Consider the following 19,387-nt stretch of genomic DNA (forward strand, 5'->3'; position numbering starts at 1 on the left):
GCCCAACAAAACATTGTAAAAAAGTTAATGCGAGAAAGTGCAAATTACTATGGAAATATTCAAAAATCTATTGGTTTGAGAATGCGAGCTAAACACACTTGTCTATGATTAGATGTAATTAACTATATTATTTTAGGGAGGAGACGAATATGATGAATCTGGAAGAAATCGGAACAAGAGCCCGCCAGGCGGAGCCAGTGCTTCGAATCATGGAGACGGAGAAGAAAAACTGTGTGCTGAAAAAAGCAGCGGAAAATCTTGTGGCAGACGCCGAAACGATTATCGCGGCCAATGCGCTGGATATGGAGCATGGAAAAGAAAAAGGCATGTCTCAGGGACTTCTGGACCGGCTCTTTCTGGACAAAAGCCGGATTGAAGCAATGGCAGAAGGCATGTGTCAGGTAGCCGAACTGGATGACCCAATCGGGGAAGTGCTGGGAATGAAAAAACGCCCGAACGGTCTTCTGATCGGACAGAAACGTGTTCCGCTCGGTGTTGTCGGCATCATCTACGAGGCACGCCCAAATGTGACGGCGGATGCATTTGCACTCTGCTTCAAAACGGGAAATGTCGTGATTTTAAAAGGCGGAAGCGATGCAATCCACTCGAATACGGCGATTGTTGCCTCTCTTCGGAAAACACTGAAAGAGGAGCAGGTGCCGGAAGACGCCCTGCTTCTGATCGAAGATACCTCCCGCGAGACGACGGCGCAGTTTATGAAGATGAACCGCTATGTCGATGTCCTGATCCCACGCGGCGGCGCCGGACTGATCCGCGCTGTCGTGGAAAACAGCACGATTCCGGTGATTGAGACGGGAACCGGAAACTGCCATATCTACGTGGATGAGACAGCCGATCTTTCCATGGCAGTGGATATTATTCTGAACGCAAAAACACAGCGCGTCGGCGTATGTAATGCGTGTGAATCGATTGTGGTGCACGAAAATGTACGTGAAAAACTGCTCCCGGTTCTGGAGGAACGATTAAAAGAAAAACATGTGGAAATGCGCGCAGACGAAAAGGCAAGAGAATACATGCCGGAAGCAGAAGAAGCGACAGAAGAGGACTGGGGAAAAGAGTATCTCGACTACATCGTGTCCATCAAAACCGTCTCTTCCATCGACGAAGCGATTGCACACATCAACCACTACAACACAAAACACTCCGAAGCAATCATCACCAACAACTACACCCACGCCCAGAAATTCCTGGACGAAATCGATGCAGCCGTAGTCTACGTCAACGCATCCACCCGCTTCACCGACGGCTTCGAATTCGGCTACGGCGCCGAAATCGGAATCAGCACCCAAAAACTCCACGCCAGAGGCCCAATGGGACTGCTGGCGCTGACGTCAATTAAAAATATTGTATACGGGAATGGACAGGTTCGGCCATAGAAAGGAGTTCAAAATATGCCATTACCAAAAGAATCAACATATACAGTAGAAGATATTTATAACCTTCCAGATGGAGAGCGCGCCGAATTAATTGACGGTCAGATTTATTATATGGCTCCTACGCCGAGTTTTACACATCAGCTTATTTCCACAGAAATAGCAGGAAACATTTATTCTTATATCAAACAGCATAAAGGAACATGTAAAGTGCTTGCTGCTCCGTTTGCAGTATTTCTTAATAAAGATGAGTATAACTATGTGGAGCCGGACATTTTAGTTGTTTGTGACCCCAACAAATTAAACGATAAAGGATGCAACGGAGCACCGGATTGGGTAATTGAAATAGTATCCCCATCAAGTAAAAGAATGGATTACTCTACAAAATTATTTAAGTACCGCACGGCGGGTGTTCGAGAGTATTGGATTGTTGATCCAGCGAAAGATAGGATTACTGTTTGGGATTTTGAAAATGATGATTCAGAAGAATACTCTTTCAAAGACAAAGTAAAGGCTGGCATTTATCCAGATCTCTATATTGACTTTGCAGAAATTGAGCTGTAAATACAAAGACAGAAAAATAAGGCATCAATGGAAAATAAATCCATTGGTGCTTTGCTTTTTGTGAAAAGAACAAGCATTCGAATTTCATATTGAATTTTTTATATATATCATTTATAATATTCCCTTGGTTAAAAAGTACATCTCCGGAATCCCTGGTGGCAGGTGTGGGGGATGTATGGAATCAAAAGAGAAATCGAGGAAAAGTTATTATGAAAAACGAAACAGAAAAAAAAGTCATGCGCGGAGAGCTGGCACTTTTGGCGGTTGTTGTCCTGAACAGTCTCGGCGTTCTTTTGATGCTACATTCCGGGTCTGGAATTTCGGCGATTTCGAGTGTGCCGTATGCGCTTCAGAAGGTTATGCCGCGTCTTACACTTGGAACGTGGACGTATACTTTTCAGGGGCTGCTTGTCTGTACGCTGATGATTATGCGGAAGAAATTTGTTCCTACTTATCTGTTCAGTTTTGCTGTCGGATTTGTCTTTGGAGAACTGATGGATCTTCATGAACTCTGGATTACGCGTCTGCCACTGAATCTGCCGCTCCGTGTGCTGTACTTTGTTCTGAGCTATCTGATTCTCTGCTTCGGCATCGCGCTTTCGAACCGCTGCAAGCTCCCGATTGTCCCGACAGATCTGTTTCCGCGAGAGGTATCGGATATCACGAAAGTGCCGTACTCCAGAATAAAAATCGGCTTCGACGTTACCTGCCTTACGGTGACAGCGTTGCTGACTTTCTTTGGGCTTGGAAGAATGGAAGGCCTTGGAATCGGAACTGTAGCAGCCGCTTTTACGATGGGAAAAGGAATTGCGCTGATGGGAAATCTGCTGGATAAAAAAATTGTCTTTGTTTCGGCTTTATCACCGGAGAGACCATAAAAAATATGTGTCATTTTTTCTGCAAAATTCCTGGAAAAAAATGTAAAATCCTCTTGAAACCAAGGGGATTTTACTATATAATAAGCAGGACAAAAACAACTGCAGAGTAAGTTCATATGCGTAAAGTGCTCCAGGGATAGAGAGTAGCCAGGGAGACGAAAAGAGAAAATCTTGCGGTATATGAATTGCATCTCGCTGCAACAGAAGATAGAGACAAGAGATTATCTCCTATTGTAGTCAGATATCTGTAAAGGAGGTAATTTTTTTATGCAAAAAAACACAAATGAAACAACAAAAGAAACAAAAAACATGTTTCTGCAGTCAGCAAAAGAGCTGAAAGCAGTCCCCACCCTTGCCGCCTGTGCTATGTTTGCTGCATTGGCTATGATCCTGAACCAGGTAGCGTCGATTGATATCGGACCGTACGTTCGTATCGGATTCTCCGGAATTCCGAACCGCCTCGTGGATTACCTGTTCGGACCGGTAACAGGATGTCTTTTTTCCGGTATTCTCGATGTCGTGAAATATTTCCTGAAACCAAACGGCCCGTTCTTTTTCGGATTCACATTTAATGCGATGCTGGCATCCTTCCTGTACGGATGCTTCTTCTATCGTAAAAAGCTGACCATCAAACGTGTGCTTTTGGCCAAGTTTATTGTTATGCTGATTGTTAACGTATTATTGAATACTCTTTGGATCAGCATGTTATACGGAAAAGGAATCATGGTACTTCTTCCGGCTCGTGCTTTAAAGAACCTGATCATGTGGCCGATTGATTCCATCATTTTCTATAGCCTGACGAAACTGATCGAGCAGACTGGTGTATTCCGTATGTTCCATGCAAGAACCGCTGCACAGGCACAGAGATAAAAAGATTCAAAAAAATTGAAACGATTAAAACGGTATATTGTACCGATCTGCAGGAAAAAGAACTGTCCGCCAGAACAAAAAAGGAAGCGGATGGGTTTTGTCGGAAAAAAAGCGAAAAAGGACTGCGGCAGGAGATCCCACTACGGGAATCCTGCCGCAGTCCTTTTTAACTTACTTCATAAGACGAATTACATTCCAGCTGTGTTTTCCAAGAACGGTATGCATTTTTCCGCTTTCCAGTCTTGTAGCAGTCGAAAGGGTCGGAACAACATGGTTTGGATTGGCTTCTGTGTTGACTGCTTTCAGATCATCGTTTGTCAGCACAATGTGCTCCGCCAGATGATATCCTTCGAACTGACGCAGATCGCAGGAGACTTCCATATCTTCATCAAGACTCTTATTAACTGCAAAGATGGTCAGCGCATCGTTTTCCTCGTCCCAGATGCAGACAGAATCAAGATACGGAGCCTCGCCGTATGTCTTGCTCTCGTAAACCGGAGTCAGAACCTGTGTATTTAAGACGGTTCCACGACCGTATACGCTTGCATGCATGTATGGATAGAAGATGGTCTGACGCCATGCGCCGGTATCGGATGTCATGATCGGGGCGATAACGTTGACAAGCTGTGCAAGGCAGGCAATCTTCACACGGTCTGCGTGGCGCAGGAGTGTGATCAGCATGCTTCCGACGAGAAGTGCATCCTCAAAGTTGTAAACATCCTCAAGCTGATGAGGTGCACGTACCCATTTTTCCAGTTTCTGATCCTGTTCGTTGCTGTGATACCATACGTTCCACTCATCGAAGGAGAGGTTGATCTGTTTCTTGCCGTGTTTTTTCGCTTTGACTGCATCGCAGATTGCAACTACACCGGAGATGAAATCATCCATACCCTTGGAGCTTGCCAGAAAATCAACCGTATCATTTGCATAATTTCCGTAATACTGGTGTAAAGAGAGGTAATCCACCTCATCATAGCATTCGTCCAGAACCGTATACTCCCAGGAACCAAAGGTTGGCATCGTAAGATTGGAGCTTCCGCAGGCAACGGTCTCAATTGTCGGATCCATGAATTTCATCAGACGGGAAGTTTCTGCCGCAATACGTCCGTACTCGGAAGCGGTCTTGTGTCCCATCTGCCACGGTCCGTCCATCTCGTTGCCGAGACACCAGAGCCTGATGTTGTGCGGATCCTGGTAACCATGAGATTTTCTCAGATCGCTGTAGTAGGTGCCACCCTTGAAGTTGCAGTACTCCAGCACATTTTTGGCATCCTCCGGTCCGCGGGTTCCGAGGTTAACGGCCATCATAATATCACTGCCGGCTTTTTTTGACCAGTCCGCAAACTCATTCAGACCAAACTCATTTGTCTCGATGACGCCCCAGGCAAGATCCGGTTTTGCAGGCCGTTTGTCTTTCGGACCTACGCTGTCTTCCCAGTGATAGCCCGAGACAAAGTTTCCGCCCGGATAGCGGACAATTGGAACCTGAAGCTCTTTGACGAGATCCAGTGTATCCTTTCGGAAACCCTGCTCATCGGAGAGGGTGCTTCCTTCCTGATAAATGCCCTCATAAACAGCGCGTCCCAGATGTTCGATAAAGGAACCGAAGATTCGTTTGTCAACTTTTCCGGTGAGAAAATATTTGTCAATGATAATCTCTGCTTTTTTCATACTTAAAAATCCTCCTGTTAAAAGAAATGTTCGTTTTCAGACACGATCCAGAAAAACAAAGGATCACTGGCGTGTCCGTGATTTTATTCCACCGTTTCGCTTTCGCTTTGGATAGTTTCAATTTTAGCAGGAAGATAGAAAAAAACCAGAGATTTTTGTCCGGCAAATTTGACTTTTTTTCCGGTTTTGCGGTAAAATAGGGAGAAGAAAAGAAAAGGGGAAACGAGAAGAATGGAATTTTCAGTTCATATTTGTGAATATAATAGATCCAACGCCGATTATGAGACAATATATCGGCCGGAGGGTAGCGGGGACTATCTGTTTCTGCTGTTTAAAACGCCGATGAAGGTGTATGACAGAACTGCGATTTTCATTGCACAGGAAAATGCCTGCCTTTTTTACACGCCGGATCACGAGCAGCATTATCAGGCTGTTCAGAAGTTTCGCAACAGCTATGTCCATTTCTGGTGCGGTGAGAATCTGGGTGAAACGTATGGAATTCCGCAGAATACCGTTTTTTATCCACAGAACACGGAAGCAATTGATGAGCTGATTCGCCTTTTGCAGAGGGAATACATTGTGAAAGATCCATACGCAGTGGAATACGAGGAAGCACTGGTTCGTCAGATGATGATCACGGCATCGCGCGGTATGCGGCTGTACCAGAAAACGGCAGAGGAGCCGGCCGGACTGTATCAGGAATTCCAGGAGCTGCGCCTTAAGATGTTGAGCCATTATGAGAAAGACTGGACGACAGAAAAGCTTTGCCAGATGGCCAATATGGAAAAAAGCCAGTTTTATTCTTATTACAAACAGTTTTTCAGCAGCACCCCGCACAGCGATCTGATTGAAGTACGGCTCGACAAAGCGAAAAATCTTTTGACAAATCAGGCACTTTCCATCGGACAGACCGCGGAAATCTGCGGTTTTTCCAATCTGTCTCATTTCAGCCGCTATTTCAAACGCCACTGCGGCTGTTCTCCGCGGGAATGGCAGCAGCAAGGCGGAAAAAAGCATAAAATATAAAGTGAAGTTGCAGGAAGATGAGAAATGCTATAGCTTTTCCCAATAGCTTATGCTAAAATATTCAGAAGATATTGGAGTCAAAAGGTACTTTGGCCATGATATCTTCAGAAAAAGTAAGAAAAAGGGAGAGCAGTATGAAAAAGAGAGAGTCATTTAACAGTCGGTGGGGATTTATCCTGGCCTGCATCGGCTCTGCAGTGGGAATGGGCAACATCTGGATGTTCCCTACCCGGGTTTCTTTGTACGGAGGAGGTTCCTTTCTGATTCCGTATTTTCTGTTCGTTGCACTGATCGGCTTTACCGGTGTGAGCGGAGAGATGAGTTTTGGCCGTGCCACAAGATCCGGTCCGGTTGATGCGTTCGGTTTTGCATGTGAAACGAAAGGAAAACGAAAAGCCGGAGAGGCGCTTGGTCTGATTCCGGTGCTGGGTTCTCTGGCAATGGCGATCGGTTATACGGTTGTCATGGGGTGGATTTTCAGGTACATGATCGGAACCTTTACCGGAAAGACACTGTCAGCTGTGAGCGTAGAGGATTTTGCCGGAGCGTTTGAATCCATGGCATCTGCGTTTGGAAACAATTTCTGGCAGATCGTAGCTCTTGTGGTTGCGATGATCATTCTGGCATTTGGTGTTGGTAAGGGAATTGAGAAGGTCAATAAGGTGCTGATGCCTGTTTTCTTTCTCCTGTTTGTTGCACTTGGTATCTATGTTGCCTTTCAGCCCGGTGCAGCGGATGGATACCGTTATATTTTCCGTGTGGAACCAAAAGCACTTGCAGATCCGAAGACCTGGATTTTTGCGCTTGGTCAGGCATTCTTTTCCCTGTCTGTAGCCGGAAACGGAACACTGATCTATGGTTCCTATTTGTCAGATGGAGAAAATATTCCGGCCGCCGCCGGAAGAGTAGCATTTTTTGATACGCTCGCGGCTATGCTTGCTGCGCTGGTTATTATCCCGGCGATGGCAACTACGGGAGCACAGTTAAACACAGGAGGACCAGGACTTCTGTTCATTTTCCTTCCGAATCTGATGAAGTCTATGCCGGGTGGCGCGCTGATCGCAATCATTTTCTTTGTCGCTGTCTTTTTTGCCGGCCTTACCTCTCTGATTAACCTGTACGAAGCACCGATTGCAACGGTACAGGAAAAATTTCATCTCGGAAGAGTCGCATCCTGCGGTGTAATCGGAATCATCGGTGTGGTGGTATCCATTCTGATTCAGGGGATCGTATCCCAGTGGATGGATGTACTTTCCATTTATATCTGCCCGCTCGGTGCCGGTCTTGCCGGAGTCATGTTCTTCTGGATCTGCGGTAAAAAATATGTGCAGTCCCAGGTAGACAAGGGAAGAAACAACAAATTCACAGATCTTTATTATCCGATCTGCAAATATATCTACGTGCCAATCTGTGTGTTGGTTCTGATTCTTGGAATCGCACTTGGCGGAATCGGCTGAAGCGATGTTTCTGAAAAACGCGCCTGTTGTACGGAAAAAATTTCCGGCGACAGGCGCGTTTTTTGATAAAATTTTTCAAATATATAAATCCGATTGAAATACTCGGAAAAAAGGTCTACAATCGGAGGCGAAAACAGAGATTTTAACCTCAAAGCAAAATAAGGAGGATATTAATATGGGAAAAAATCTTTTAACAGTGAAAGATTTAACGGTAAATGTGGAAGAAAAAGAAATCCTGCACGGCGTCAATCTTACGATTGGAAAAGGGGAGACACATGTACTGCTTGGACCGAATGGTACCGGAAAGTCGACGCTTGGCAATACGCTGCTCGGCAATCCGAAATATAACGTGACGCGAGGTGAAATCTGGTTTCATGGAAAGAACATTACCGAAGAGCCGGTCAATGAACGTGCCAAAATGGGACTGTTTCTCTCATTTCAAAATCCGCTTGAGGTGCCTGGCGTAACCTTAAGCTCTTTTATCCGCAGTGCTGTAGAATTAAAGACCGGCAAACGGATGCGTCTGTTTGAGTTCCGGAAAGAACTGGAAAAAGCAATGGAAGTTCTGCAGATGGATCCGTCGTATGCAGACCGTGATCTGAATGTCGGATTTTCCGGCGGTGAGAAAAAGAAAGCCGAGATCCTGCAGCTTCTGATGCTCGAGCCGTCCCTTGCCATTCTCGATGAGACCGACTCCGGCCTGGATGTCGATGCGGTCCGCACCGTTTCTGCCGGAATTGAGGCATACCGCAGAAAATGCGGAGGAAGTCTTCTGATCATCACGCACAGCACGAAGATTCTGGAATCGCTGATGGTGGATCAGACCCACATCATGGTGGAAGGTGAAATCGTCAAAACCGGCGATGCATCTCTTGTAGAGGAGATCAACCGGGACGGATTTGGAAAATACGAAAAGTCACTGGCGTAAAACCGAAGGTACAGAAAGGATGAAAACGCTGTGAGAGAAAAAAGCTATGTAGAGGATATTGACCGAAGCATCTATGATTTCAAAGACGATGAAAAGGATGCCTATAAAGTAAAAGCCGGCCTGACGCCGGAAATTGTACAGAAAATTTCGGATGAGAAGAAAGACCCTGCCTGGATGCAGCTGTTCCGTCTGCGTTCTTTACAGATCTACAACCAGATGCCGATTCCGGACTGGGGTCCGTCGATTGAGGGTCTGAACATGGATGACATCGTAACGTATGTCCGCCCGAATACGAAAATGAAAGCAAAGTGGTCCGATGTGCCGGATGACATTAAAAATACGTTTGAGCGTCTCGGCATTCCGCAGGCAGAGCGGAAATCGCTCGCCGGTGTGGGCGCACAGTATGATTCGGAGCTGGTCTATCACAACGTCCGCGCGGAAGTTGCGGCGCAGGGTGTTGTCTATACCGATATGGAGAGTGCGCTGCATGGAGAGTACGCGGATATGGTGCGGAAACACTTTATGAAACTGGTGAAACCGACCGACCACAAATTTGCCGCACTGCACGGAGCCGTCTGGTCCGGCGGTTCGTTTGTCTATGTGCCGAAGGGGGTTTCCGTGGAAATCCCGCTGCAGTCGTATTTCCGCCTGAATGCACCGGGCGCAGGCCAGTTCGAGCATACGCTGATTATTGTCGATGAGGATGCGGACCTTCACTTTATCGAGGGCTGTTCCGCACCGAAATACAATGTGGCCAACCTCCATGCCGGATGTGTGGAGCTGTTTGTCGGAAAGAATGCAAGACTCCGTTATTCTACGATTGAAAACTGGTCAAAGAATATGTACAACCTGAACACGAAGCGCGCGCAGGTCGAGGAGGGCGGAAAAATCGAGTGGGTTTCCGGTTCATTCGGCTCCCACGTTTCCTATCTGTACCCGATGAGCGTGCTGAAAGGAAGAGGCGCAAAGATGAAATTTACCGGCATCACGTTCGCCGGAAAGGGCCAGAACCTCGATACCGGAGCGAAGGTCGTCCACAGTGCGCCGGATACGAGCTCCTATATTAACACGAAATCAATCTCGAAGGACGGCGGCATCAGCACCTTCCGTTCGTCAGTCTCTGCAACAAAAGCGGCAAAGAACACGAAATCAGCCGTTTCCTGCCAGTCTCTGATGCTCGATGATATCTCCCGGTCGGACACGATTCCGGCGATGGATATCCGTACAAAAGATGCGAACATCGGCCATGAAGCACAGATCGGAAGCATCAGCGATGAAGCAGTCTTTTATCTGATGTCGCGCGGCATGACGGAAGAGGATGCGAGAGCGTGCATCGTCAGCGGATTCGCGGATGATGTTTCAAAAGAACTGCCGCTGGAGTACGCGGTGGAGATGAACAATCTGATCCGCCTCGAGATGAAGGGCAGCATTGGATAAGGAGGCCAGACACATGGAAGAACAGAACAGCATGAAAATCAACCAGCTTCCATCGAAAACATGGTACTGGCTGGGATTAAATGATACAAAAGTAAAATGGGCGGCGGGTGCGCCGTGCGAAATCTGCGCGGAAGAGCCGTCTGCGGATGATGAGATAACGGATTTTCCGGAAACTGTAAATACCGGGGCAGGAAAAGAGACGGATATTCTTTTTGCACCGGAGCAGACGAAAAACTGGAGTGTCTCTGCAAAGGAGGGGAAGACGAAACAGGTCACGCTTTCCATCGGACAGGGAAAAGAGACGGTTTCATCCGGAAAGATCCGTGCGGCGGCAGAAGAGGGAGCTTCCCTTACCGTTTTCGAGGTATTTGAACCGGCACAGGCAGCGGGACAGCTCGCGGTGCGGACAGAACTTTACGCGAAAAAAGACAGCCGCATCCGGCTCGTGCAGGTGATGATGCGCGGTGAGGGACAGGAGCTTTTAAATGATGTCGGATGCATCTGCGAGAAAAATGGTGCACTGGATCTTTTACAGGTTATTGTCGGAAAAGGCGATGTGTATGACGGCATCTGGACCGAGCTGCAGAAGGATCACGCATCGCTGCAGACGGAAATCGGTTATCTTCTGCAGAATCAGCAGAAATTTGACGTGAACCTGAATGTGCGCCACTTCGGAAAAGTGACAGAGAGCACGATCCAGGCAGACGGAACGCTGATGGATGCGGCAGAAAAGATCTTCCGCGGTACGATTGACTTTGTGCGCGGATCGGCAGATTCCGTCGGAGCAGAGACAGAACAGGTATTGCTGCTCGGCGATGATGTAGTCAACAAGACGATTCCTGTGATCCTCTGCGCGGAGGAAAACGTACAGGGAAGCCACGGCGCGGCAATTGGGGAACTCGATGAAGAGACGCTGTTTTACTTCGGAGCGCGCGGCATGGACCGCACGCAGTCGGAGAATACGATGGCGCGGGCAAAACTGGAGGCAAAAATCCAGAAGATCGGTGATGCAGCCATCGAGCAGAAGGTAAAAACACAGCTTGCGGAGGTGCTTGACCGTGACAACAGATAACAACAGAAAAGATTTTCCGCTTCTGCTGCAAATGGACACGATCTATCTGGACAACGCAGCGACGGCCCAGCGCCCATCGTGTGTCCTTGCGGCAGTGCAGGAATTTTACGAACAGAAAAATGCGAATCCGCTGCGCGGCTTCTATCCATTAAGCCTCGAGGCGACAGAGAGCTATCAGGAAGCGCGGAAAACGGTGCAGGAGTTTATCCATGCAGAAGAGCCGGAGGAGGTTATTTTCACCCGGAATACGACGGAGAGCCTGAACCTTGTGGCATACAGCTATGGACTGAACTTTTTAAAGGAAGGCGACGAGATCGCTGTAACAATCATGGAGCATCACAGCAATCTGCTTCCGTGGCAGATGGTGTCGCGTATGACTGGAGCGAAGCTCCATTATCTGGAATGTACCAGTGAGGGCGAGCTGACCGATGAGGAGCTCCAAAAGGGCATTAATGAGAGAACACGTCTTGTGGCTGTTGCTCAGGTATCGAATGTGCTCGGCTGCGTGAATCCGATCCGGAAAATCACGGAGATGGCGCACCGCGTGGGAGCCGTTGTCGTTGTGGACGGCGCCCAGAGCGTTCCGCATATGCCGGTCGACGTACAGGCGCTGGATGCAGATTTTCTCGCCTTTTCCGGCCATAAGCTGATGGGCCCGATGGGAATCGGCTGTCTGTATGGAAAACGGGAACTGCTGGAAAAAATGCCGCCGTTTTTAACCGGAGGCGAGATGATCGATTCCGTTCACCGCGACGGAGCCGTTTTTGCACCGGTTCCGCAGAAATTTGAGGCGGGAACGGTAAATGCAGCCGGTGCGGTGGGGCTGGCCGCAGCGATCCGGTATCTGCGGGAAAAAGGATTTGATTATATCCAGAAAAAAGAGCTGGAACTGACGCAACGTGCTATGGAAGGACTCGGCGCGCTGCCGTACGTTCATATCCTCGGTTCCAAAGATCCGGCCAACCACACGGGCATCGTTTCGTTTACGATTGACGGCGTGCATCCGCACGATGTGAGCGAAATTCTTTCTTCTGACGGCATCGATGTGCGGGCAGGCCACCACTGTGCACAGCCGCTTCTGGAATATCTTGGCGTCCGAAGTTCGACAAGAGCCAGCATGATGTTTTATAATACACCGGAAGAGATTGATGCACTGATCGAAAGTGTATCCACAATCAGAAGGAGAATGGGCTATGGAGAGTAGAGGATTTTATAACGAAATTTTGACGGAGCACAATCTGCGTCCGGAATTTAAGCATGATCTGCCGGATGCGGACATCGTACTCGAGGGCGTCAACCCAAGCTGCGGCGATGATATCTGGCTGAAATTAAAAGTCGACGGCGATGTGATCACGGACGGTGCGTTCGTGGGCGATGGCTGTGCGATTTCGCAGGCATCGGCGGACATTATGCTCGGCATGATCATCGGAAAGACGAAGGACGAGGCACTGCGCCTGGGAAATCTGTTTCTGCGCATGATCAAAGGAGAAGCATCCGACGAGGAGATTGACGAACTCGAGGAGGCTGGTGCACTGAAAGATATTTCCCACATGCCGGCAAGAGTGAAATGTGCAGTGCTTGGATGGCATACGCTGGAAGAGGCATTGAAACAGGAAAAATAAGAACAGAAAAACATTTTGCATTTCTGAGAAAAAGTATCACTTTACCCACTTGCAATTTTTAAAAAATTAGTTATAATGAATCATAGTTAGTAAAGGCTAACCAAAGCGAATCAATCATTGTTATCTACCGTCTGCGGATCCTGGACACTTCGCAGGCGGGAAACTCCAGAAACAAACGAGAAAGGAGCACACGAAAAGTGAAGAGCCTGAAAATTGAGGAAGTAAAAGGAAGAGAAATTCTGGATTCCAGAGGAAATCCAACCGTAGAAGCTGAGGTTGTTCTTGCAGGAGGCGTTGTAGGACGCGGCATGGCACCAAGCGGCGCATCTACCGGTGAGTTTGAGGCACTGGAATTACGAGATGGAGATAAAGCAAGATACCTTGGAAAAGGTGTGCAGAAAGCAGTAGAAAACATCAACACCGTCATCAACGATACCTTAAAAGGTATGGATGCATCCGATACCTACGCTGTAGATAAAGCTATGATCGATGCGGACGGAACAAAAGATAAATCCCGCCTGGGTGCAAATGCCATTCTGGCTGTATCCATTGCCTGCGCAAGAGCAGCAGCAAACGCACTTGAGATTCCGCTGTACCGCTTCTTCGGCGGCGTTTCCGGAAATCGTCTGCCGGTTCCGATGATGAACATCATCAACGGCGGATGCCACGCACTTTCTTCCGGCCTGGATGTACAGGAGTTCATGATCATGCCGGTTGGAGCATCTTCTTTCAAAGAGTGCTTAAGATGGTGCGCTGAGGTCTTCCATGCACTGGCTGCCATCTTAAAAGAGCGCGGACTGGCAACATCGGTTGGAGATGAAGGCGGTTTTGCACCGGCTCTGAAATCCGATGAAGAAGCCATCGAGACCATTCTTGAGGCAGTGAAAAAAGCAGGCTATGAGCCAGGCAGAGACTTCAAGATCGCGATGGATGCTGCTTCCTCCGAGTGGAAGACAGGTACCAAGGGTGAATACAAACTGCCGAAAGCCGGCACTGTATTTACTTCCAAAGAGCTGATCGCTCACTGGAAAGCACTGGTAGAGAAATACCCGATCATCTCCATCGAGGATGCTCTGGATGAAGAAGACTGGGAAGGCTGGAAAGAGCTGACCGCAGAGCTTGGCGGAAAAGTACAGCTTGTCGGTGACGACCTGTTTGTAACCAATACTGAGCGTCTGGCAAAAGGTATCTCCCTTGGCTGCGGAAATTCCATCCTGATCAAACTGAACCAGATCGGTTCTGTATCTGAGACCCTTGAGGCAATCAAGATGGCTCACAAAGCAGGCTACACCGCAATTTCCTCCCACCGTTCCGGTGAGACCGAGGATACCACCATCGCAGACCTGGCTGTTGCCCTGAACACCTGCCAGATCAAGACCGGTGCACCGAGCCGTACCGAGCGTGTTGCAAAATACAACCAGCTTCTCCGAATCGAAGAAGAACTTGGAACGGCCGCTGTATACCCTGGTGCAAGAGCATTTAATGTGACACAGGACTAAGCAGTAAATAACATAATACCATAAAAAAGACAAGATCCTTCCTCTTAAAACCAACCATAAATAAGAGTCCCCGGGGCCGTTGAAAAACGTGTTTCCCGGGGATTCTTGCATGCGGGGGAGGGGTATATGAAAAAACACTTGACTTGAAGCGGACTTGAAGTGTTATCCTATCCATAGCAATTCTCGAAAATGTAAAATAAGGGGGATATATCGAAATGAGCGAAAGATTATGGAATATTCTTCTGGATTCTTTCTGGAAAATCTTTCTGCCGGGCCTTAAGGTGACGATTCCGCTTACTGTAATCTCGTTTTCCATTGCACTTGTAATTGCGACGGCAATGGCTATGGTACAGTTTGCAAACATCAAAGGCCTTCGTCAGATTGCACGTTTCTATATCTGGATTTTCCGCGGAACCCCGCTTCTGGTCCAGCTTTTTGTTGTGTTTTACGGACTTCCGCGTGCCGGTATTCTGATCGATCCGTTTCCGGCGGCAGTTCTCGTCTTTTCCCTGAATGAGGGCGCCTACAGTGCCGAGACGATGCGTGCGGCCCTGGAAGCCGTTCCGGCAGGCCAGCTCGAAGCCGGTTACTGCGTCGGCATGTCGTATCTGCAGATCATGCGGAGAATCATTCTTCCGCAGGCAATGCGCACCGCGTTCCCACCGCTTTCCAACTCTCTGATCGCCATGGTAAAGGATACTTCCCTTGCCGCAAATATCACCGTGACGGAGATGTTTATGGTAACGCAGCGAATTGTAGCGCGCACCCATGAGCCGCTGGCACTGTATATTGAAGTAGGACTGATCTACCTGCTGTTCTCCACCGTGCTCACGAAGCTGCAGGGAATCGGAGAGAAGAAACTGAGTACATATCAGAAAAAAGGGGAATAAGCCATGCTGGAAATTAAAGGATTAAAGAAAGCGTTCGGCAGCCTGGAAGTATTAAAAGGTGTAGATTTAAAAGTAAACCAGGGCGATGTTGTTGCAATCCTCGGTCCGAGCGGTTCGGGAAAAACGACGATGCTGCGCTGTGTCAACTTTCTGGAGCATGCGGACGGCGGCAGCCTGATTTTTGACGGGAAAGAATATCCGTTTCACAACATCAGCAAAAAAGACATCGCGGCGATCCGTCAGAAAACCGCATTTGTATTTCAGAACTATAACCTGTTCCTGAACAAAACAGCCCTTCATAACGTAACCGAGGGCCTGATCATCGGCAGAAAAATGCCAAAAACCAGGGCGGAGGAAAAAGCGCGTGCAGCGCTTGAAAAAGTAGGCATGCTGGACCGTGCGGACTACTATCCGCATCAGCTTTCCGGCGGACAGCAGCAGAGGGTGGCAATCGCCCGTGCACTGGCAACCGATCCGGAAATTATCTATTTTGATGAGCCGACCTCAGCACTCGACCCGGAGCTGACCGGCGAGGTGCTTGGTGTTATGCGCCAGCTTGCCAAAGAGGGAATGACGATGCTCGTTGTCACGCATGAGATGGGCTTTGCAAGAAACGTTTCGAACAAAGTTGTCTTTATGGAAAACGGCGTTGTCGTTGAGGAAGGTCCGTCGAAGGAATTTTTCGCAAATCCGCGGGAAGAGCGGACGAGAACATTTTTGCAGAATATTGAACAGCATTACGAGTAAGGTATCCCGCAAAGCGGCAAATCCTGCCCGGAGCACGGAATCCGGACAGTTTGCAATAAAGAAAACAGAAGAAGCAAAGGCAGCTTCTTCCAGAACAAAACAAAAAAGGAGTGGCGAATATTATGAAAAAGAAAATGGCAGCAGTATTTCTGGCAGGTATCCTGACATCATCCTTTTTACTGACCGGATGCGGAAACGGCACAGCAGATAACAGCAGTGCTTCTTCCTCTGCAGCAGCATCTTCCGCAAGTGCGTCTGGGGACCTTTTAGAGCAGATCCAGAGCAAGGGTGAGCTCGTTGTAGCAATGGAAGGAACCTGGGCACCGTGGACATATCACGATGAGGACGACAACCTGGTTGGATACGACGTAGAAGTGGCACAGCAGATCGCAGAAAAACTCGGCGTGAAAGCAACCTTTGTAGAGGGTGAGTGGGACGGCCTTCTTGCAGGAATCGATTCCGGCCGGTATGATATCATGGTAAACGGCGTAGATATTACGGAGGAGCGCGCTGAGAAATACAGCTTTTCCGATCCGTATGCATACAACCGCACCGCTGTTATCGTAAACTCTGCTAACGATGAAATCCAGTCCATGGAGGACCTCGACGGAAAGAGCACTGCAAACACCATTTCCAGTACGTATGCAGAAGTTGCCGAGAAATACGGCGCAACTGTTACCGGTGTTGACGATCTGGAGCAGACTTTCGAGCTTCTCTTAAGCGGCCGTATCGATGCAACTCTGAACGCAGAGGTAACGTATTACGATTATATGAAAGCACACCCGGATGCAGAGATCAAAATTGCATGCCTCGATCCGGAATCCACCAAAGTCGGCATTCCGATGAAAAAAGGTGATGAGACCAAGACACTGCTCGAAGCAGTCAACAAAGCACTTGGCGAGCTCGCAGAAGACGGAACTCTGACAGAGCTTTCGGAAAAATATTTTGGAACGGATATCTCCAAAGAAGCAGCAGAATAAGATACAAAATAAAGAAGGTTACAGATCATGATTGCAAATTACCATACCCATACATGGCGGTGCCGCCATGCGGACGGAACGGAGCGGGAGTATGTGGAGCGCGCGATTGAGGGCGGCCTTAAGATTCTCGGTTTTTCCGACCATTCGCCTTATCCCTTTCCGGACGGCTACGATTCCGGCATGCGGATGCGGCTCGATCAGGTGGAAGGCTATGTAAACACCGTGCTGGCATTGAAAAAAGAGTATGACAAGGATATTGAAATCCATCTCGGACTCGAAACAGAGTATTTCCCGAGATTCTGGGATCAGCTGATTGATTTTTTGTCGGACTATCCGTTTGAGTACTTTGTGCTTGGCCAGCACAGCCTGGGAAATGAGATCGAAAAGATTCTCTACAGCGGCCATGGAACAACAGACGGAAGCTACCTGAAACAGTATGTGGACCAGTGCCTGGCAGGCATCGATACCGGAAAATACCTGTATCTGGCACACCCGGATCTCTTTTTATTCAACGGCGACGAAGCAGTGTTCGACCGGGAATACCGGAGACTCTGCCGTGAGGTGAAAAAGAGAAACATTCCGCTGGAGATCAATTTCCTTGGTCTGATGGAAGAAAGATGGTATCCGAACGAGAAGTTCTGGAAGATCGCCGGCGAAGAAGGAAACACCGCCGTTTTCGGCTGTGATGCCCATACGCCGAAAGCCGTCTGGAATCCGGAGACAGAACAGAAGGCACTGCAGCTGGCAGCAAAATACGGTCTGAAAGTACAGGAAACTGTTCCGATGCCGAAGACATTTTAACAGAAGCAGAAAAAGCTGTTCTTTTCTGGTGAGAGTTTTGAAAACTCCGCGGAAAAGAACAGCTTTTTTGATATGAGATTTTTTATGCTTTTTTTGTGTGCATCAGCCGTACCGCCTCTTCCCGCTGTTTCAGAATCTTCTGAATCGAAGTCCAGTAAACGATCATTGAGACAACCGGCCCGATCAGGTCGGAAATAGGTTCCACGTAGAAGATGTTTTCCAGTGCAAAGAACCTCGGCAGAAGAAACAGAGCGGTAAAGTAGACGAATTTCCGGAAGAAGGAGAGTGCAAACGAATAGCGCACGCGGCCCATTGCAGTAAAGCCGTCTACAATCTCGTACTGAATGCCGAGCGGAATGACTGAGAGTGTCGAAATATGGATCGCGCGGACCACCATCGAGACGATCTGCGGATCGGAAGTAAAAAGCTGCGCAAACAGCGTTCCGGCGGCATTGGAGACGAGGAACATCAAGGTCGTAAATCCGGCACAGAGTGCGATGATGGTTTTCTGTGCCTTAAGAATACGCCTGGAATTTCCAGCTCCATAATTGTATGCGAGGATTGACTGCGTTCCGCCGCTGATTCCGCCGAGCGGCATCGTAATAATCAGCATAAAGCTCTGAACGATCGTTGCACAGGTGATGAAGCTGTCTCCCTGTCCGGCGGGTGCATACCGCTGCAGGACGGCGTTCATCGCAATGATCATCACATTGTCGATGGCAATGATTAGAAACGGAGTAAAACCGACTGTCAGAATGCGTTTCATGATCGCAAATGAATACCCGCCGAAGGTGATGCGGATCGGAATCGTCTTTCCGAACAGAATATGCAGCACATACAGACAGCTTGCGATCTGGGAGAGCACGGTTGCAATTGCCGCGCCGCGCACGCCGAGATGCAGAACGAAGATAAACACAGGGTCCAGCAGCAGATTCAGGACGGCGCCTAGCAGAACAGATTTCATTCCCTCACTGGCAAAGCCCTGGCAGATCACAAACTGGTTCAGGCCGGTCGATAAAAGCGCAAACACAGAGCCGGAAACGTAGATCATAAAATAGGCTCTGGCGTAAGGATACGTAACGGTGCTGGCTCCGAATGCCATCAGCATCGGGCGGGTTAAAAAAAGCGCCGCGGCTGTCAGAACGAGGGACAGGGAAACAAGCATCAGAAACGCATTAGCCAGGATGCGGGATGCCTCTTTTTCATTTTTCTCTCCGAGCCGGATGCCGAGCAGCGGTGCGCCGCCGACCCCGATGAGGGAGGAGAACGCGCCGATCATGGTGAGAATGGGACCGCAGACGCCGACACCCGCGAGCGCCAGATCACCGACAGAGGCAATGTGGCCGATGTACATACGGTCTACAATGCTGTACAGAACACTCACGAACTGTGCCAGCATGCTCGGAAAAGCAATACGGGGAACCAGCTTTCCGATCGGGTCGGTTCCGAGATGGTTTACAGTTTTCATAGAAAAATACCTTGTCGTTTTTTAGGTTTGGGAACAGACAGCAAAAAACATGCCCGAAACAAAATCCGGAAGACTTTGTTTCG

General features: G+C 48.5%; 18 protein-coding genes and 1 riboswitch. Of the genes, 16 read left to right on the forward strand and 2 right to left on the reverse strand.

Annotation, left to right across the window (positions count from 1 at the left end):
• Nucleotides 1-152 precede the first annotated feature (152 nt).
• The 4 genes from ACY2VW_RS08040 (at nucleotide 153) to ACY2VW_RS08055 (ending at nucleotide 3,706) form a co-directional block, all read left to right on the forward strand.
• Nucleotides 153-1,397, forward strand: a complete 1,245-nt coding sequence (locus tag ACY2VW_RS08040; RefSeq protein WP_461877729.1) for a glutamate-5-semialdehyde dehydrogenase — start codon at nucleotides 153-155, stop codon at nucleotides 1,395-1,397.
• Between the two features lie 15 nt (nucleotides 1,398-1,412).
• On the forward strand, nucleotides 1,413-1,958 hold the full coding sequence (locus ACY2VW_RS08045; protein WP_461877707.1) for a Uma2 family endonuclease: 546 nt from the start codon (nucleotides 1,413-1,415) through the stop codon (nucleotides 1,956-1,958).
• A 209-nt stretch (nucleotides 1,959-2,167) separates the two neighbouring features.
• Nucleotides 2,168-2,836 carry a DUF6198 family protein gene (locus tag ACY2VW_RS08050; protein ID WP_461877708.1) on the forward strand — a complete coding sequence of 223 codons (669 nt, stop codon included), beginning with the start codon at nucleotides 2,168-2,170 and terminating at the stop codon, nucleotides 2,834-2,836.
• 100 nt (nucleotides 2,837-2,936) lie between these two features.
• A riboswitch (THF riboswitch) is annotated at nucleotides 2,937-3,036 on the forward strand.
• Between the two features lie 67 nt (nucleotides 3,037-3,103).
• A complete protein-coding gene (locus tag ACY2VW_RS08055; protein ID WP_461873611.1) occupies nucleotides 3,104-3,706 on the forward strand; it encodes a folate family ECF transporter S component in 603 nt (200 codons plus the stop codon).
• 171 nt (nucleotides 3,707-3,877) lie between these two features.
• Here ACY2VW_RS08055 and arfA read toward each other — a convergent pair whose 3' ends face one another.
• Nucleotides 3,878-5,377 (reverse strand): arabinosylfuranosidase ArfA, encoded by a 1,500-nt coding sequence (gene arfA, locus ACY2VW_RS08060; RefSeq protein WP_461877709.1) that lies wholly within the window; start codon nucleotides 5,375-5,377, stop codon nucleotides 3,878-3,880.
• Between the two features lie 231 nt (nucleotides 5,378-5,608).
• Between arfA and ACY2VW_RS08065 the strand changes: the two genes are divergently transcribed.
• The 12 genes from ACY2VW_RS08065 (at nucleotide 5,609) to ACY2VW_RS08120 (ending at nucleotide 17,836) form a co-directional block, all read left to right on the forward strand.
• Nucleotides 5,609-6,403 carry a helix-turn-helix domain-containing protein gene (locus tag ACY2VW_RS08065; RefSeq protein WP_461877710.1) on the forward strand — a complete coding sequence of 265 codons (795 nt, stop codon included), beginning with the start codon at nucleotides 5,609-5,611 and terminating at the stop codon, nucleotides 6,401-6,403.
• Between the two features lie 134 nt (nucleotides 6,404-6,537).
• Nucleotides 6,538-7,860 (forward strand): sodium-dependent transporter, encoded by a 1,323-nt coding sequence (locus ACY2VW_RS08070; RefSeq protein ID WP_461877711.1) that lies wholly within the window; start codon nucleotides 6,538-6,540, stop codon nucleotides 7,858-7,860.
• Nucleotides 7,861-8,035: 175 nt separating this feature from the next.
• The gene (sufC, locus tag ACY2VW_RS08075) at nucleotides 8,036-8,788 is read left to right on the forward strand and encodes a Fe-S cluster assembly ATPase SufC (protein WP_461877712.1); all 753 of its coding nucleotides are present in this window, start codon (nucleotides 8,036-8,038) and stop codon (nucleotides 8,786-8,788) included.
• 30 nt (nucleotides 8,789-8,818) lie between these two features.
• Nucleotides 8,819-10,225, forward strand: a complete 1,407-nt coding sequence (sufB, locus tag ACY2VW_RS08080) for a Fe-S cluster assembly protein SufB (RefSeq protein ID WP_461877713.1) — start codon at nucleotides 8,819-8,821, stop codon at nucleotides 10,223-10,225.
• Between the two features lie 13 nt (nucleotides 10,226-10,238).
• Nucleotides 10,239-11,297 (forward strand): SufB/SufD family protein, encoded by a 1,059-nt coding sequence (locus tag ACY2VW_RS08085; protein WP_461877714.1) that lies wholly within the window; start codon nucleotides 10,239-10,241, stop codon nucleotides 11,295-11,297.
• Nucleotides 11,284-12,501: an aminotransferase class V-fold PLP-dependent enzyme gene (locus ACY2VW_RS08090; protein WP_461877715.1), complete on the forward strand. Its 1,218-nt coding sequence runs from the start codon at nucleotides 11,284-11,286 to the stop codon at nucleotides 12,499-12,501. The genes ACY2VW_RS08085 and ACY2VW_RS08090 overlap by 14 nt, the downstream gene beginning before the upstream one ends.
• Nucleotides 12,491-12,919, forward strand: a complete 429-nt coding sequence (gene sufU, locus ACY2VW_RS08095) for a Fe-S cluster assembly sulfur transfer protein SufU (protein WP_461877716.1) — start codon at nucleotides 12,491-12,493, stop codon at nucleotides 12,917-12,919. Before ACY2VW_RS08090 ends, sufU begins: the two co-directional genes overlap by 11 nt.
• 197 nt (nucleotides 12,920-13,116) lie before the next feature.
• Nucleotides 13,117-14,418 (forward strand): phosphopyruvate hydratase, encoded by a 1,302-nt coding sequence (gene eno, locus ACY2VW_RS08100; RefSeq protein ID WP_055217920.1) that lies wholly within the window; start codon nucleotides 13,117-13,119, stop codon nucleotides 14,416-14,418.
• Between the two features lie 215 nt (nucleotides 14,419-14,633).
• Complete coding sequence (locus ACY2VW_RS08105) at nucleotides 14,634-15,308, forward strand: amino acid ABC transporter permease (protein WP_022462789.1); 675 nt, start codon at nucleotides 14,634-14,636, stop codon at nucleotides 15,306-15,308.
• Between the two features lie 3 nt (nucleotides 15,309-15,311).
• Nucleotides 15,312-16,055, forward strand: coding sequence for an amino acid ABC transporter ATP-binding protein (locus ACY2VW_RS08110; protein ID WP_022462788.1), 744 nt, complete (start codon nucleotides 15,312-15,314; stop codon nucleotides 16,053-16,055).
• 122 nt (nucleotides 16,056-16,177) lie between these two features.
• Complete coding sequence (locus tag ACY2VW_RS08115; RefSeq protein WP_461877717.1) at nucleotides 16,178-17,035, forward strand: transporter substrate-binding domain-containing protein; 858 nt, start codon at nucleotides 16,178-16,180, stop codon at nucleotides 17,033-17,035.
• Nucleotides 17,036-17,062: 27 nt separating this feature from the next.
• Nucleotides 17,063-17,836: a histidinol-phosphatase gene (locus tag ACY2VW_RS08120; RefSeq protein WP_461877718.1), complete on the forward strand. Its 774-nt coding sequence runs from the start codon at nucleotides 17,063-17,065 to the stop codon at nucleotides 17,834-17,836.
• Between the two features lie 82 nt (nucleotides 17,837-17,918).
• Here ACY2VW_RS08120 and ACY2VW_RS08125 read toward each other — a convergent pair whose 3' ends face one another.
• A complete protein-coding gene (locus tag ACY2VW_RS08125; protein WP_118741466.1) occupies nucleotides 17,919-19,304 on the reverse strand; it encodes an MATE family efflux transporter in 1,386 nt (461 codons plus the stop codon).
• Nucleotides 19,305-19,387 lie beyond the last annotated feature (83 nt).

This window comes from Fusicatenibacter sp. (assembly GCF_977045365.1).